Source organism: Actinophytocola sp. (genome assembly GCF_050699935.1).
Classification (GTDB): domain Bacteria; phylum Actinomycetota; class Actinomycetes; order Mycobacteriales; family Pseudonocardiaceae; genus Actinophytocola.
In genome coordinates this window covers 21,696-36,927 of the sequence record NZ_JBOHGB010000017.1, presented here as the reverse complement: position 1 = coordinate 36,927, position 15,232 = coordinate 21,696, and the positions used below count along the sequence as shown (strand labels likewise).

At 70.6% G+C, this 15,232-nt stretch carries 15 protein-coding genes and 1 pseudogene; 7 read left to right on the top strand and 9 right to left on the bottom strand.

The window, feature by feature from the left end:
• Nucleotides 1–66: 66 nt before the first annotated feature.
• Genes ACRDTB_RS08940 through ACRDTB_RS08930 form a run of 3 tightly spaced genes read left to right on the top strand, consistent with a single transcriptional unit; the run spans nt 67 to nt 3,318 of the window.
• Entirely contained in the window at nt 67–1,257 is a 1,191-nt protein-coding gene (locus ACRDTB_RS08940) for a CaiB/BaiF CoA transferase family protein (protein WP_431429549.1), read from the top strand.
• 37 nt (nt 1,258–1,294) lie between these two features.
• A complete protein-coding gene (locus tag ACRDTB_RS08935; protein WP_431429548.1) occupies nt 1,295–2,887 on the top strand; it encodes an acyl-CoA mutase large subunit family protein in 1,593 nt (530 codons plus the stop codon).
• Nucleotides 2,887–3,318 carry a cobalamin B12-binding domain-containing protein gene (locus tag ACRDTB_RS08930; RefSeq protein ID WP_431429547.1) on the top strand — a complete coding sequence of 144 codons (432 nt, stop codon included), beginning with the start codon at nt 2,887–2,889 and terminating at the stop codon, nt 3,316–3,318. The genes ACRDTB_RS08935 and ACRDTB_RS08930 overlap by 1 nt, the downstream gene beginning before the upstream one ends.
• A gap of 33 nt (nt 3,319–3,351) precedes the next feature.
• On the opposite strand, the gene ACRDTB_RS08925 is transcribed toward ACRDTB_RS08930, so the two are convergent.
• The 6 genes from ACRDTB_RS08925 to ACRDTB_RS08900 form a co-directional block, all read right to left on the bottom strand.
• Complete coding sequence (locus tag ACRDTB_RS08925; protein ID WP_431429546.1) at nt 3,352–4,056, bottom strand: DUF4142 domain-containing protein; 705 nt, start codon at nt 4,054–4,056, stop codon at nt 3,352–3,354.
• A gap of 190 nt (nt 4,057–4,246) precedes the next feature.
• Nucleotides 4,247–5,047, bottom strand: coding sequence for an ABC transporter permease (locus ACRDTB_RS08920; protein WP_431429545.1), 801 nt, complete (start codon nt 5,045–5,047; stop codon nt 4,247–4,249).
• On the bottom strand, nt 5,044–5,994 hold the full coding sequence (locus ACRDTB_RS08915; RefSeq protein ID WP_431429544.1) for an ATP-binding cassette domain-containing protein: 951 nt from the start codon (nt 5,992–5,994) through the stop codon (nt 5,044–5,046). The genes ACRDTB_RS08920 and ACRDTB_RS08915 overlap by 4 nt, the downstream gene beginning before the upstream one ends.
• Before the next feature lie 19 nt (nt 5,995–6,013).
• Nucleotides 6,014–6,859 (bottom strand): DUF4097 family beta strand repeat-containing protein, encoded by an 846-nt coding sequence (locus ACRDTB_RS08910; RefSeq protein ID WP_431429543.1) that lies wholly within the window; start codon nt 6,857–6,859, stop codon nt 6,014–6,016.
• Nucleotides 6,860–6,948: 89 nt separating this feature from the next.
• Nucleotides 6,949–7,482 carry a toxin-antitoxin system HicB family antitoxin gene (locus ACRDTB_RS08905; protein WP_431429542.1) on the bottom strand — a complete coding sequence of 178 codons (534 nt, stop codon included), beginning with the start codon at nt 7,480–7,482 and terminating at the stop codon, nt 6,949–6,951.
• A 130-nt stretch (nt 7,483–7,612) separates the two neighbouring features.
• On the bottom strand, nt 7,613–7,918 hold the full coding sequence (locus ACRDTB_RS08900) for a hypothetical protein (protein WP_431429541.1): 306 nt from the start codon (nt 7,916–7,918) through the stop codon (nt 7,613–7,615).
• A 304-nt stretch (nt 7,919–8,222) separates the two neighbouring features.
• Between ACRDTB_RS08900 and ACRDTB_RS08895 the strand changes: the two genes are divergently transcribed.
• On the top strand, nt 8,223–8,450 hold the full coding sequence (locus ACRDTB_RS08895; RefSeq protein ID WP_431429540.1) for a hypothetical protein: 228 nt from the start codon (nt 8,223–8,225) through the stop codon (nt 8,448–8,450).
• Here the strand turns inward: ACRDTB_RS08895 and ACRDTB_RS08890 are convergent, their stop codons facing one another.
• Both ACRDTB_RS08890 and ACRDTB_RS08885 read right to left on the bottom strand, forming a co-directional pair.
• Nucleotides 8,451–9,275 (bottom strand): hypothetical protein, encoded by an 825-nt coding sequence (locus tag ACRDTB_RS08890; protein WP_431429539.1) that lies wholly within the window; start codon nt 9,273–9,275, stop codon nt 8,451–8,453.
• A gap of 80 nt (nt 9,276–9,355) precedes the next feature.
• On the bottom strand, nt 9,356–10,564 hold the full coding sequence (locus tag ACRDTB_RS08885; RefSeq protein ID WP_431429538.1) for a PP2C family protein-serine/threonine phosphatase: 1,209 nt from the start codon (nt 10,562–10,564) through the stop codon (nt 9,356–9,358).
• A 56-nt stretch (nt 10,565–10,620) separates the two neighbouring features.
• Between ACRDTB_RS08885 and ACRDTB_RS08880 the strand changes: the two genes are divergently transcribed.
• Nucleotides 10,621–10,830 carry a hypothetical protein gene (locus ACRDTB_RS08880; protein ID WP_431429595.1) on the top strand — a complete coding sequence of 70 codons (210 nt, stop codon included), beginning with the start codon at nt 10,621–10,623 and terminating at the stop codon, nt 10,828–10,830.
• Between the two features lie 269 nt (nt 10,831–11,099).
• Here the strand turns inward: ACRDTB_RS08880 and ACRDTB_RS08875 are convergent.
• Nucleotides 11,100–11,480 (bottom strand): annotated as a pseudogene (locus ACRDTB_RS08875) (endonuclease V); the annotation flags it as partial.
• A 257-nt stretch (nt 11,481–11,737) separates the two neighbouring features.
• Between ACRDTB_RS08875 and ACRDTB_RS08870 the strand changes: the two are divergent.
• Together ACRDTB_RS08870 and ACRDTB_RS08865 are read left to right on the top strand one after the other, a co-directional pair.
• Nucleotides 11,738–14,110 carry a phosphoketolase family protein gene (locus ACRDTB_RS08870; RefSeq protein WP_431429537.1) on the top strand — a complete coding sequence of 791 codons (2,373 nt, stop codon included), beginning with the start codon at nt 11,738–11,740 and terminating at the stop codon, nt 14,108–14,110.
• Nucleotides 14,110–15,228, top strand: coding sequence for an acetate/propionate family kinase (locus tag ACRDTB_RS08865; RefSeq protein ID WP_431429536.1), 1,119 nt, complete (start codon nt 14,110–14,112; stop codon nt 15,226–15,228). Before ACRDTB_RS08870 ends, ACRDTB_RS08865 begins: the two co-directional genes overlap by 1 nt.
• Nucleotides 15,229–15,232: the final 4 nt, after the last annotated feature.

Sequence of the window (15,232 nt, the reverse complement as noted above, 5' to 3'; positions counted from 1 at the left end):
GCTCCGTGCCGAGACAATATTATGATGTCGACGTCAAATTCACACATTTGCGGACGGACCGCGCTCATGCCTGACCAACAGCATCCGCCGCTGCTCGACGGACTTCGCGTCCTCGACTTCTCCCGGCACGTCTCCGGCCCCTACGGCACGATGCTGCTCGCCGACCTCGGCGCCGACGTCATCAAGGTGGAGTCGCTCACCGGCGATCCCCAACGCGCGCTGTCCCCCAAGCTCAACGACCTGAGCGTGCTGTTCGCCAGCCTCAACAGGAACAAGCGAAGCATCGCCGTGGACCTTCGGAACAGGCAGGGAAAGACCGTTCTCCGGCGCCTCGCGGCGGGTGCGGACGTCATCTGTCACAACTTCCGACCCGGCGTGCTCGACGCCGCCGGACTGTCGTTCGAGGACGCGCGCACGGCCAACCCCGCGATCGTGTACGCGTCGCTCACCGGCTACGGGCTGGACGGCCCCCGCCGCGACGCGCCCGCGTACGACCTGGCGCTGCAGGCGCTGAGCGGCGGCATGAGCCTCACCGGCCATCCCGGGGACGATCCGGTGCGCGCGGGGATACCGATCGCGGACCTCTGCGGCGGCATGATGGCCTCGCTGGCCATCACCTCCACGCTGGCGCGTGGCAACGGCGAGGCCGTCGAGCTGGACTGCTCGTTGTTCGACACCCAGATCTCACTGCTCGCCTACTGGGCGGGCATCGTCCTCAACACGCGGGAGGTGCCCGGGCCACAGGCCAGCGGCAACTCCAACATCGTCCCCTACGGCGCCGTCCGGGCGTCGGACGGCCATCTCGTCATCGCGCCCTACCGGCAAAGCTTCTGGATCAAGCTGTGCGAGGCGATGGAGCTCACCGACCTCCTCCCCGACCCTCGTTTCGTCACCAACGACGACCGGATCGCGCACCGGGACGAGCTCGACAAGCTGCTCGCGCCGGAGTTCGCCCGGCGGACCGTTTCCGAGTGGCTCGCGATCCTGGAGGAGCACGACGTGCCCTGCGCCCCGGTCCAAGGAGTGGACGCGGCGCTGAGCGATCCCCAGGTGGCCGCCCGCGACATGCGGATCCGAACGCCACGCGACGGAGTCGACTGGGAGTTCGCCGGCAACCCGATCAAGACCCGCCCGTCGCGGCCCACGCCCGCGGGTCCGCCTCCCCTCCTCGGCGAACACACCGACGCGGTCCTCGCCGAAGCGGGTTATCCCGAGGACGAGATCCAGCGGCTCAAGGAGGAGTCCGTGGTCGCCTGAGCACATGTCAACCGCGTCCCAGGGAAAGGAGAGGTCGATGGAGCCCAAGCACGTGACCGAATCGGGGATCACCATCCACCCGGTCTACGAGCCCGACAACGTCGACCCCCGGATCGGTCGACCGGGCAGCCCGCCGTTCACACGAGGCATTCACGCGAACATGTATCGCGGGAAGGTCTGGACGATGCGTCAGTACGCCGGGTTCGGCGACCCGGAGTCCACCAACGAGCGGTTCCGCGCCCTCATGGCGGCCGGACAGCGGGGCCTGAGCGTCGCGTTCGACCTCCCGACGCAGCTGGGATACGACTCGGACGACCCGGTCGCGCGTCCGGAGGTGGGCCGCGTCGGGGTCGCCATCGACACGCTCGCCGACTTCGAGGCCGTCTTCGACGGGATCGAGCTCGACGCCGCGACACCGAGCTTCACCATCAACGCACCCGCCGTGGTGATCGCCGCGATGTACGTGGCCATGGCGCGCAGACGAGGGCTGGACCTCGCCCGGCTGCGTGCGACGCTTCAGAACGACATCCTCAAGGAGTACCTCTCCCGCGGGACGTACATCTTCCCGCCGGCGGCGTCGATGCGGCTCACCACGGACCTCATCGAGTACTGCACCAAGGAGGCACCGTCGATCTACCCGATCAGCATCTCGGGAGCGCACACGCGCGACACGGGAGCCAACGGGGTCGAGGCGATGGCCATCATGCTCGCCGCCGGGCTCGCCTACCTGCAGGGCGCCATCGACCGCGGGCTCGATCCGGTCCGCGTGGCCGGCCGCTTCAGCTTCCTGTTCAACACGCGGCAGGACCCGTTGGTGGAGGCGGCACACCTTCGTGCCGCCAGGCGGATATGGGCGACCATCCTCCAGGAGCGATGGGGGATCACCGACCCCGGTGCACTCAAGTTCCGGTTCTACGCCGGCACCTCGAACCAGATGTTCACCCGCAGAGAGCCACTCAACAACATCGTGCGTGCGACGCTCGGAACCCTGGGCATGGTGCTCGGCGGCGCCCAGGCGATCCACGTGCTGTCCTATGACGAGGCCTTCGACATACCGAGCCCCGAGTCCGCCAGGATAGCGCTGCGTACCCAGCAGATCATGGCGTACGAGACACACTTGACGTCCACAGTGGACCCACTGGCCGGGTCGTACTACGTGGAGGCGATGACCGACGCGATCGAGGAACACGCCCGGGAGTTCATCGACACGCTGGACGAGAAGGGTGGTGTCGCGACCGCGATCGAGTCCGGCTGGTTGCAGTCGCGGGTGGCCCAGGGTGCCTACGACTTCGAACGAGCGGTGGCCGACGGCGACCAACCGCAGGTCGGCGTCAACGTGTTCGTGGACCCCGCCGTCGACGCGGAGGAACAGTTCGCCGACGAGTCCCAACTGCACCATGTCGACTCCGCTGTCGTCGACCGCCGGGTCGAAGCACTGCGGCGGCACCGCGCGAGCAGGGACTCCGACGGGGTCGCCACCGCCTTGGCCGCCGTGCGGCGGGCGGCGAGCTCGGACGAGAACGTCGTCTGGCCGATCGAGCAGGCCATCACGCGTGGCGCGACCGTCGGAGAGTGTGTCGGTGTGCTGCGGGAGACGTTCGGCGAGTTCCACGAGGGCGGTCGGGTCTGATGGCGCGCCGGCCACGGGTCCTCGTCGCGAAGGCGGGCATGGACGGTCACGACCGCGGAGCGAAGGTCATCTCGATGGCCCTGCGCGACGCCGGCATGGAGGTCATCTACACCGGCCGGCACGTCTCGATGGAGTTCATCGCCGGCACCGCCGTCCAGGAGGACGTGGACGTGGTCGGGTTGAGCATCCTGTCGGGCGCCCACCTGGCGCTGACCGCCGACGTCATCGAGCACCTGGACCGGGCCGGGCTCCTGGGCAATGTCGGACTCGTCGTGGGTGGCACGGTCGCCGTGAAGTCCGACCGGGACGCGCTGCTGGCGATGGGAGTCCACGACGTGATGCCCGGCGGCACGCCGCTGCCCGACGCGGTGCGACGGATCCGGCTCCTGGCCGAGCACTTCAACCCCGACTGCGTCGCCACGGCACGCTGATCACCTGATCATTCTCGCCAGCCGCGGACCTCCTCATTTGGCGGCGCCGCGTGCGCTCAGGACTCGTACGGCGAGCACGGTTCCGGCGGACACCACGAGGAAGGCCACCCCACCGGCGAGAACGTCCCCGGCGCTCAGGGCGTTCTCGGGATATGAGGCGTCGCGGGCCGACGCCTCGGCGAACTGACCCGTGTGACCGCGCACGTATCCCGTCGCCTCCAGCAGCTGCATGTGCTTCATGACGACGTTGTTGGCCTGGGTGGCGAAGTCACGGATGGTCGAGTTGCCGGTCCCCGCCCGCACCTCGGCGATCAGGTTGAACACGCTGCCGTGCGCGGCGCGCAGCCGGTTGGCGAAGATCCGGTCGAAGTCCTCACCGCTCTTGCTGCTGATCTCCACCATCCAGCCCTGGTGCGTGGACTTGGGCTTGCCCGGCAGCCGCACGCCGAACTTGTCCGCGAGCTGTTCGACTGTGGTGTTCAACTTCGTGTGGTCGGCGAGCATGACCGAGCCGGCGGTCTTCACCTCCTTGGTCGTGCCCCGCTCGGACGCGAGCTCACCCATCGGGATCTCCCACAGGTTCGCGAACCGGATCACGGTGAGAAACTCGCGATCGAGGGCATCGAGAGACTGCGAGCTCGCCACCTTGCCTGGCTGAGCGGTCTGACCGGCCTGGCCGGCGACCGCGAAGCCGGCCGCGGGGAACGCCGATCCCAACACCACCAGAAGCCCGGCCACGATCCATCGAACTGTTCCGCGTCGCATTCCTTCCCCAACTCCTTGGCAACCGTCGAACACACCCAGCTACGTGGTGCCGCGAATCGCTCGTTCAGGGCCGCCGAGGATCGTCAGACAATCGCAAGGTTTGCTCGGGCTTGGTCGAGCGGGCACCCGGCGGACGACGCCGGGTGCCCGTCGGTCGGCGCGTTCAGCGGTTGCGCTCCTTGGCGTACAGCGACTTCGACCACGCGTAGCCGACCGCCGCGAGCAGCACGCACCAGCCGACCGCGAGCAGCGCGCTGTGACCGATCGGGGTGCCGAGCAGCAACCCTCTGATCGTCTCGATCATCGGGGTGAACGGCTGGTACTCGGCGAACCAGCGCAGCCACGCCGGCAGGGAGTCGGTCGGCACGAACCCGCTGCCGAGGAAGGGGAACATCATGAAGATCATCGGTGTGTTGCTCGCCGTCTCCACGCTCTTCGCCACGAGGCCGAGCGCCACCGACATCCAGGTGAGCGCGACGGTCAGCAGTGACAGCACGCCCGCGACCGCGACCCACTCACCGAACCCGGCGGTCGGTGAGAACCCGACGAGCAGCGCGACCCCGATCACGACCGCGAGCCCGAAGACGGTCTGGATGACCGTGCCGATGACGTGCCCGGTCAGCACCGACGCCCTGCTGATCGCCATGGTGCGGAACCGGGCGATGATGCCCTCGGTCATGTCCATGGCGACGGAGATGGCCGTGCCCATCACGGCACTGACCACCGTGATCAGCAGGATGGCGGGCGTGACGTAGCCGATGTACTCCGCGCGGCCGCCCACGCCGCCCAGCCCGTCGCCGAGGGTACCGCCGAAGATGTAGACGAACAGCAGCAGGAGCACGATCGGCTGGCCGATCAGCATGATGGTCAGCGAGGGATAGCGCTGCATGTGCCGCAGGTTGCGGCGCAGCATGGTCATCGAGTCGCGCATCGCGTAGGTCATCGGGTAGGACGCGGTGGTCATGACGCCAACTCCTTGGTGGCTTCGGTCCGGTGGCCGGTGAGGCTGAGGAACACGTCGTCGAGGTCGGGGGTGTGCACGGTGAGGCTGTCGACCGCGACCGCTTCGGCGTCGAGCCGGTCCAGCACTGCGCGCAGTGCGACTACGGAGCCGTCGGTCGGCACCCGCAGCGTGAGCGTTTCCTCGTCCTGAGTGGACTCCCGGAGTGCCTGGGTCGCTCGGTGCAGCGCGCCGGTGTCGGGAAACCGCAGCTGCAGGTGTCCGCCGGGAACGCGGCGTTTCAGCTCGTCGGAGGTGCCCGCCGCGACGAGCCTGCCGTGGTCGAGCACGGCGATCCGGTCGGCGAGCTGGTCGGCCTCCTCCAGGTACTGGGTGGTGAGGAGGATCGTCACGCCGTTCGCCACCAGGTCGCGGATGATCTCCCACATGGTGCGGCGGCTGCGCGGGTCGAGCCCGGTCGTCGGCTCGTCGAGAAAGATCACCTCGGGGTCGCCGACCAGCGTCATCGCCAGGTCGAGCTTGCGCCGCATGCCACCGGAGTAGGTGGCCGGGGTCGTCTTCGCGACCTCGGCGAGGTCGAACCGGTCGAGCAGCTCGGCGGCCCGCCTGCGCCCCTCGCGGCGCCGCAGGTGGTGCAGGTCGGCCATGAGCAACAGGTTCTCCTCGCCGGTGAGCAGGTTGTCGACCGCGGAGAACTGACCGGTGAGGCCGATGGCGGCGCGGACCGCGTCCGGCTCGCCGACCAGGTCGTGCCCGGCGACGGTCGCGGTGCCGCCATCCGCACCGACCAGAGTGGACAGGATGTTGACGGCGGTGGTCTTGCCCGCGCCGTTGGGGCCGAGCAACGCGAAGACGGTGCCGGGCGCGACGTCCAGGTCGATGCCGTCGAGCACCACCTTGTCGCCGTAGGACTTGCGCAGTCCGGTCGCCGAGATGGCCGGGACGCTCATGGGGATCTCCCTTTCGTGGTCAGGATCGGTGGACGTGGATGTCGCCGAAGGAGGTCATCGCGCGCACCTCGACGGTGTCGGTCGACGCGTTCGGCGCCTCGGCGGCATCCATGTCGTTGCGCACGCGGCCGAAGCGCGTCTTCACGTCGAGCCAGGCCGCACTGCCTTCGCGGATGCCGATCTCGATGTCGCCCATGGCGGTCTCGAGCGCGAGAGTGCCGCGCACGGCCTCGAGCACGCGGACCGAACCGTTGGCCGTCTTGGCCTCGACCGCGTCGGCCGCCCGCTCGACGGTGATGTCACCGTTGGCCGCGCGCACCCGCACCGAACCGGTGGCCGAGCCGATCGTGGTCGTGCCGTTGGAGTTCTTGACGACGCCGGTGCCGCCGAGCTCACCGACGTGCACGCGACCGGAGCTGGTGCTGATCTCGGTGTTGCCGTCGACCCGATCGACGACGACGTTGCCGGTCGCGGTGTGCAGGTGCAGCTCGCCGGTGTGGTCGAGCTGGATGTGCCCCGTGCCCGACTTGTACCGGCACGAGCCGAGCCGGCCGGTGCCGTGCAGGTCGCCGAGGCCGGTGCTGCCGTGCACCCGCGAGCCCGCGGGCAGCTCGACGGTCACCTCGATCGACCGGGTCTTCTTGGAGAAGTCCAACGGCCACATCCGCGGCGCCGTGATCGACAGCGTGCCGCCGGAGAACTCGACGCGGGTCTGCTCGGCGGCCCGCACGTCGGAGGCGTTGGACTCATCGCTCGGCCGGATGTCGACGACCGTGTCGGCGCGGTCGCTCGCGATGACGCGGACGTTGCCGACGACGGGCTCGACGCTCACCGAGATGGGCTCGGGCGTGTCGAAAGTAGGCATGGCTATCCCCTCGGAGGTGGTGTGCTCGGTGTCTGTGCTCGGTGTCTGTGCTCGGTGTCTGTGCTGGGTCTGTGCCGGTCGTGGGTGGGTCAGCCGACCCAGCCGGTGTAGTGCTGCGGGGAGCGGCCCCCGCCGGCCGACGTTGGCGGGGTGGGCCGGCTCACCGGCCGCAGCGCGGCGGACGTGGCACGCACGAGCCAGGCGTTGACCGAGCGTCCCTGCGCGGCGGCCGCCTCCTCGATGCGAGCCTTGAGGTGTTCGGGCAGCCGGAAGTTGATGCGTGCCATGGCACCGTCCTCGTCCGGCGCCGGGTCCTCCTCGGGTTCCGCTACGCCATGGCCGACATCGGCCCCGGAGTCGGCGGCCGCCGGTGGTTCGACGGCCGGCGGCGAGACGGCGAAGGTCGGCTCGCCCGCACGCAGCCGGACCTCCACCGAGCCGGGCGCCAGGTCCCTGGTGATCTCGTCGGCCGCGGCCGACAGCGCGTCCAGCAGCGCGAGGCGAATGGCCGACGCCAGCGGCGCGGTCAGGCGCTCGGCGAGCGCCCGGGCGTCCTCGCCGCCCGCCTCGGCGGCGACGGCCAGTTCCCGGCGAACGTTGTCCACATGCGGCGTCAAGTCCATGGCACCACTATGGCACATTCATGGCGCCATAACAAGCCACTGTGGCGTCATGTGATGCCATGGGTGGCGCCAATACGCTGACCTGCGACTTCGTACCCACGCATGCCACGAGCACGCGAGGCGACCCGCGTCAGTGAGGGATGGCAGGTGGGCCGGCGAGGGTGGCCAGTTGGGCGACCATGTCGGTCAGTGGCGTCCGGGTGTCGATCTCGACAGTGGCCGACGATCGGAGCAGCGGCTCGACCTGGGTCGTGTCCACCACGATCCGATCGCGTTCTTCGGCCGTCTTCCCAAAGGGATTCGTGTCGCGGTCGTCGATGCGTTCGAGCATCACTTCCAGGGGCGCGCTGAGCAGGGACGACCTCGTCGAACCGGGGTAGAACGTGCCCTGGTTGCGCACCGTGCCCGCGACGACCAGCGGCGCCCGAACGCTCATGCTCGGTGATCAGCGCATCGATCCGTTCCTCGCGCCACAGCGGCTCCAAGCCGGCGCCGTCCGGAAGCGGGACGTCTTCGATCCATTCCCCGTGGTCGGTGTCCACCACCCGGTATCCCAGCTTCGCCAACCGGTTCAAGGCCGTGGATTTCCCAACGCCGGACATGCCGGTCACCAAGATCACCGCCATCGGCTCATCGTATGGGACCCGTGGCGCAGCGCCGGCACCTGTTCTCGCGTGTTGTCACGTGTTGTCATTGTCGCTGCCCCGGTACCGGCCACCAGAGAGGCAGGTTCGTGACCGATGCCCTTGATGCGCATCGAGTTGGACACCGACAAGCAGACGGCACGCCAGATCATGGAGCTGCACAAGGCGGGCAGGGTTCATCGTGAATCGCGGGACGCCGCCCGGGAGGAGGTATGGCGACGCGGCCGCACCCCGGCCGCGGAACCCACCTTCGTGGGCATCACCAACGGCGAGCCGGCCCGACTCATCTATGACGTCGACGTCTACCCCGACACCACCGCCTGATCAGCTTTGCGCGGGTGCCTTGACCGCGATGAACGCGCGGATACCCGCCACGATGCCGTCGATCGGCACGGGCATCGTGGTGCGGGCGGCGATCTCACCGAGGGCCTTGGCCGGCAGCTCCGGCGTCCCGGTCAGGCCGGTCGCGACCCAGGCGATCGTCCGGCTGGCCACCTTGGGCAGCTTCGCCAGCCCCTCGGCGATGGCGCCCAGCTCCACACTCGCCAACGCGACGCCCGAACACGCCTCCGCGGGCTCATCCGGCACCGGCCGGCTGACCCGCTCCTCGGCGCGCTTGCGCAGGACGACGCTCTTCGCCGCCGGCAGGGCCACGAGCGGATCGGCGCACACGGTGCACTCGACGTCGTGCCGGCCGAACGGCCCGCGCACCACGCTGCTCGCCCGGTCGGGCGCGGTGCTCAGGAACCAGAACGCCCAGCAGGACTGGCAGCAGAACACGTCCGTGATCGCACCGTGCCACTGCCGGGCCGTGGCGGCCTCCTGCTCTCGCACCAGCTGCTGCGCGAACGCCTCCCGCTCCGCGACCTCCCGCCGCGCCGCCTCCTCAAGCTCGCCCACGGTCGCACGCAGCGAGGAGTTGTCCTGCCGCAGCTCGGTGTTGGCCGTGGTGAGCTCCTCGACTCGGACGCGGAGATCGGCGAGCCGCCGCTCGGTCCGGCCCAGCGCCGCTCGATGACGTTCCCGCTGCCGGGCCTGCGCCTCCTCGGTGGCGTCCATCACGAGGTCGACGGCGACCTTCACCTCCCGCCGCACCGCGTCCTGAGCCGGCGCGAGCTCGAGTAGCCATGACCACACCCGCCCACCCATACCCAAACGGTAGCGACCCCGGCGCATGATCGACTAGCCACCACCGGGCCACCACGGCGCCTCCCCCGCCACTCGTGTGGCTACCTGGTGTGGCGAGCGGTGAGCAGGGCGATGTCGTCGGTGGCGGCCTTCGCGCCGACCATGGTCGCCATGATTCGCGCGCACACCGTCCCCGCCGGTGCGGGTTCCACGGTGGACAGCAGCCGGGCCAGGCCCTCGTCCAGGGTGGCGCCGCGGCGCTCGACGAGGCCGTCGGTGAACAGCGCGACCAGAGTGCCCGGCGGCAGGTCGATCGTGCTGCTGCGCCGGCCATGGACCGCCAGCGACCGGCCGACGGGCGGCCCCGGCGCGACGTCGGCCAACGCCGCCGGCCGGCCGGGGAAAGCGACGACCGGCGGCAGATGACCGGCCAAGGCCATCCGCAGGCTGGCGGAGACCGTGTCGACCACGGCGTACCCCACCGTGGCCATCGTGTTCTGCTCGAAGTGGCTCACCTTGCGGTCCAGCTTGCCGAGCACGTCGGCCGGATCGGGGAACTCCAGCGCGTACGCACGCAGGGCGCTGCGCAGCCGGCCCATCACCACCGCGGCGGCCAGCCCCTTGCCCACGACGTCGCCGATGACGAGCCCCAGCCGCCGGTCCGGCAGGGGCAGCACGTCGTACCAGTCGCCGCCGACGCCGGTGTCCGCGCCCGGCACGTACCGCGCGGCCAGCTCCCAGCCGGGGACGGTCGGCAGCCGGGTGGGGAGCAGGCTGTCCTGCAGCATGGTCGCCGCCGCGCGTTCCGAACGGGATCGGTACGCGTGCGCTGCCAGCGCCAGCCGGTCCGCCACCAGCTGCAGTGACTCGACCTCGGCATCGGTGAAGCGGCGAGTCGACCTGCTGCCGACGTGCACCACGCCGGTCAGCTGGCCGCCGGCGATCATCGGCACGCCGAGGAGCACCCGGAGCCCGTGCTCCCACAGCAGCGGGTTGACCACCGTGGACGGGTTGACGTCGGCTATCACCGTCGGCTCCCGACGTGCGGCGACCCGTCCGGCGAAGCCGACGCCGACCGGCACCCGCACGCCCTGGTAGACCTCCTCCTCCAGGCCGACCGCCGCGGTGGCCACCAACCGCTCGTCGGTGGCGTCCAGCAACAGCACCGTCACCGTGTCGACGGCGAACAGCTCACGCACCCGCCCGAGCAGGACGTCGAGGAGCTTGTCGAGCCCAAACTCGGCCAACGCGCCGTCCGTAACCGCCTCGAGCACGCGCTGTCGGAGCTCGCCGTGCTGTTCCTCCACCATCACCTCACCTTATGTCCTCGTGATTGGCGGGTTCTGGGGCGAGGAACCCGCGCCACATGGAGTCGGAGGACGCACGTCTGGCTGGGGCCCTGATCGTGCTGCGGGAGGGACTCGCGCCCGCCGTGGACCAGTTGCTGTTCGGGTTGCTGGACAACGAGGACCGGCGCCGCCTCGCCCGGTCTTCTCGTAACGTGGCCGAGGTGCTGGCACCGGTCTCGCACGACGAGCCGACACCCCACGCGCCTGGCCCACCCCGCGCGGGCTGAGGTCGCCACTCCGTTTCGGCGCGCGGCGGACCGGCCAGCCGTCGCCGCGACACTCTCGTGCCAGAGTTCGAACCGAACACACCCGGCCGCACGGGACGGTCAGCGCAGCTCGTCGGCTCTGGCATGACGGGCGAGGCGCCGAGCAGCGGGCCGCGAGCGCCGCGCTGGTCGGGTGGCCAGTCGCCGCGGCGAGCAGCGGGCGGTGCGTGACCCCGATGGGGGGGACGTGCGGCACGGCGCCCAGGTGGGTGGCGAGCCCCGACACCCCGGGGACGATCATCTCCGGTGGCGTCCACCAGCAGGACGTCCGGCGTCGCCGGCAGCGCGCGGACGACATCCGCAAGCACGTGTCCGGGCCGCAGGGCGAGCAGGCCCGGCCGGTACGGTGCGCCCGCCGCGCCGAGGGTCGTGGCCCGGCCGACACCGCTGTGCACACCTCGTACACCGCCGCGCCGGCCCACAACGGATCGCCTGTCGTGCCGGTCCCGGCCGGCCCGCGTGCCGGCACGGCGAAGCAGCCGGCCACCGCGCCCTCCCCCACGGGTCGCCACGGCCGCGGGCGTTGGGCGGCCAGGGCTTCCTGCGCGGAGATCAACTCGTCGTCGGTACGCGGCGAAGCCGGCGAGCTCAGGCACGACCACACTCCTCATCCCCGCGGGTGCCCGGACGGCCGGGATTGCTCCGCCCAGCCCCCGCGACCGTCCGCCGCTCCGAACGGTCGAACGCTCGCCGGGACGACCTCGCGGACCCGTTCATGCACAGCCACGATCACACACCGAACGAGCAGCCGCGTCGCGGTGGACGCGACATGAGTCCGTCTGATCCCGGCTTGGGTCGCGGGCGGTTTGGCCGTCTGTTGGGATGGGTAGGCGTTGGGCCGCGCGGACGGCGGTGATCGGGAGGTCGCATGAGCGAGGCAGCGACGGTCGGCCTCGACGAGGACGTGCTTCGACGGGTCGACGCGTACTGGCGGGCGGCGAACTACCTCTCGGTCGGGCAGATCTACCTGCTGGACAACCCGATGCTGCGCGAACCCCTCCGGACCGAGCACATCAAGCCGCGGCTGCTCGGGCACTGGGGCACCACGCCGGGGCTGAATTTCGTGTACGCCCATCTCAACCGGCTGATCCGGCAGCGCGACCTGAACCTCATGTACGTCATCGGCCCGGGCCACGGCGGGCCCGCGCTGCTCGCGAACACGTGGCTGGAGGGCAGCTACTCCGAGGCGTATCCGGAGGTGTCGCGCGACGAGGACGGCATGCGCACGCTGTTCCGCCAGTTCTCCTTCCCGGGCGGGGTGCCCAGCCACGTGGCGCCGGAGGTTCCCGGGTCGATCCACGAGGGCGGCGAGCTCGGCTACTCCCTCGCCCACGCCTACGGCGCCGCGTTCGACAACCCGGACCTCGTCGTGGCCTGCGTGGTCGGGGACGGCGAGGCGGAGACCGGCCCGCTCGCGACCAGCTGGCACGCGAACAAGTTCCTCGACCCGGTGCACGACGGCGCGGTGCTGCCGATCCTGCACCTCAACGGCTACAAGATCGCCAACCCGGCGGTGCTGGCACGCATTCCGCACAACGAGCTCGACGCGCTGCTGCGCGGCTACGGCTACGCGCCGCACTACGTCACCGGTTCCGACCCGGCGCGGATGCACCAGGACATGGCCGGCGCTCTCGAGACGGCGTTCGACGAGATCGGCGCCATCCAGGGCGCGGCACGCGGCGGCGGGGCCGGCGAGCGGCCGCGCTGGCCGATGATCGTGCTGCGCTCGCCGAAGGGCTGGACCGGTCCATCCGAAGTGGACGGTGTGCCGATCGCGGACACCTGGCGCGCGCACCAGGTGCCGCTGGCCACGGTCCGGGAGAATCCCGAGCACCTGGCGATGCTCGAGGCGTGGCTGCGCTCCTACGATCCGGCGGAGCTGTTCGACGAGCGCGGGCGGCCCGTGCCGGACCTGGTCGCGTGGGCGCCGGCCGGCGCCCGGAGGATGGGAAGCAACCCGCACGCCAACGGCGGGCTGTTGCTGCGACCGCTGAGCCTGCCCGACTTCACCCGGTTCGCCGTGGCGGTGTCGAAGCACGGCGCGTCGACGTCCGAGCCGACCAGGGTGCTCGGCCGGTTCCTGCGCGACGTGGTGAACCAGAACGCCGAGGCACGCAACTTCCGCGTCTTCGGCCCGGACGAGACCGCGTCCAACCGGCTCGACGCGGTGTACGAGGCCACCGGCAAGCAGTGGCATGCCGGCGTGCTCCCCGTCGACGAGCACCTGGTCCCGGACGGCCGCGTGGTCGAGGTCCTCTCCGAGCACCTGTGCCAGGGCTGGCTGGAGGGCTACCTGCTCACGGGCCGGCACGGCCTGTTCGCCTGCTACGAGGCGTTCATCCACATCGTCGACTCGATGTTCAACCAGCACGCCAAGTGGCTCAAGACCAGCGGGCAACTACCGTGGCGGCGGCCGATCGCCTCGCTGAACTACCTGCTCACCTCCCACGTGTGGCGCCAGGACCACAACGGCTTCTCCCACCAGGACCCCGGGTTCATCGACCACGTGATGAACAAGAAGGCCGAGGTGATCCGGGTCTACCTGCCGCCGGACACCAACACGCTGCTCTCGGTCGCCGACCACTGCCTGCGCAGCCGCAACTACGTCAACGTGATGGTGGCCGGCAAGAACGAGGCGCCGGACTGGCTGCCCATGGACGAGGCGATCGTGCACTGCACCCGCGGCGCCGGAATCTGGGAGTGGGCGGGCAACGAGCGTGGCGGCGAGCCCGACGTGGTCCTGGGGTGCGCCGGTGACGCACCGACGCTGGAGGTCATGGCCGCGGTGTCGCTGCTGCGTGAACACCTGCCGGAGCTGGCGGTGCGAGTGGTCAACGTCGTCGACCTCATGCGCCTGCAACCGCGCACCGAACACCCGCACGGCATGACCGACCGCGAGTTCGACGCGATGTTCACCACGGACCGACCGGTGATCTTCGCCTACCACGGCTACCCGTGGCTGATCCACCGGCTGACCTACCGCCGCGCCAACCACCACAACATCCACGTCCGCGGCTACAAGGAGGAGGGCACGACGACCACGCCGTTCGACATGCTGGTGATGAACGACCTGGACCGCTTCCAGCTCGTCACCGACGTGCTCGACCGCGTGCCCGCCGTCGGCGCGAAGACCGCGCTGCTCCGCCAACGGATGCAGGACCTGCGCACGCGGCACCAGCAGTGGACCCGCGCCCACGGCGAGGACCTTCCCGAGGTCCGCGACTGGTCCTGGCCGTACTGATGCACGTCCTGGTGGTCAACGCCGGATCGTCCAGCCTCAAGGTCCGCCTCCTCGACCCGGACGACGAGGTCGTCGCGCGCTTCGACCTCGGCGAGTGGGGCGGCGCCCACGAAACCGAGGAGCTCACGGAGTTCATCGGCGGCCTGGCGCGGGTGGACGCGGTCGGGCACCGCATCGTGCACGGGGGCGCGGAGTTCACCGCCCCCGCCATGCTCGACGGCGACACCCGGCACCGGATCGCGGCCCTGGCCGAGCTGGCGCCACTGCACCAGCCACGCGGGGTGGCCGGCATCGACACCGTCGCCGGGGCCCTACCGGACACGCCGGCCGTGGCGTGCTTCGACACCGCGTTCCACCACGACCTGCCCGCCGCGGCCGCGACCTACGCGCTGCCCCGCGAGTGGAACCGGCGATGGCGGTTGCGCCGCTACGGGTTCCACGGCCTGTCCCACGCCTACGCCGCCCGCCGCGCGGCGTCGATGCTGGACCGGGCGGACCTGCGGATGGTCAGCTGCCACCTCGGCGCCGGCGCCTCGCTGGCCGCCGTCCACAGTGGACGGTCCGTGGACACCACCATGGGCTTCACCCCGCTCGATGGCCTGGTGATGGCGACCCGGCCGGGCAGCGTCGACCCGGGTCTGCTGCTGTGGCTGCTCCGGCACGCGGGCGTGGACGGCGAGCGGCTCGCCGACGTCCTCGATCACCGGTCCGGTCTGGCGGGGTTGACCGGCGGCTCCGGCGACATGCGCGATGTGGTGCGCTCCCTCGGCGCCGACGGCACGGACACCGGCACCACCGCCGCGGCTGCGTTCGGCGTGTACGTGCACCGGCTCCGCCGCGAGATCGCCGCCATGGCGGCCGCGATGGACGGCATCGACGTCCTGGTGTTCACCGGAGGCGTCGGCGAACACCAACCCCGGGTCCGGGCCGCGGCGGTCGCCGGCCTCGGCTTCCTCGGCATCCGGCTCGACCACGCCGCGAACGACAGCGCCAACGACACCGCCACCACGGACGCGGACATCACCGCCGCGGGCGTACCGGTACGCACACTCGTGATCAACGCCCGCGAGGACCGCGAGATCGCCCGGCAAACCCGTGCCACGATCAAGGCGGGATGAGCTC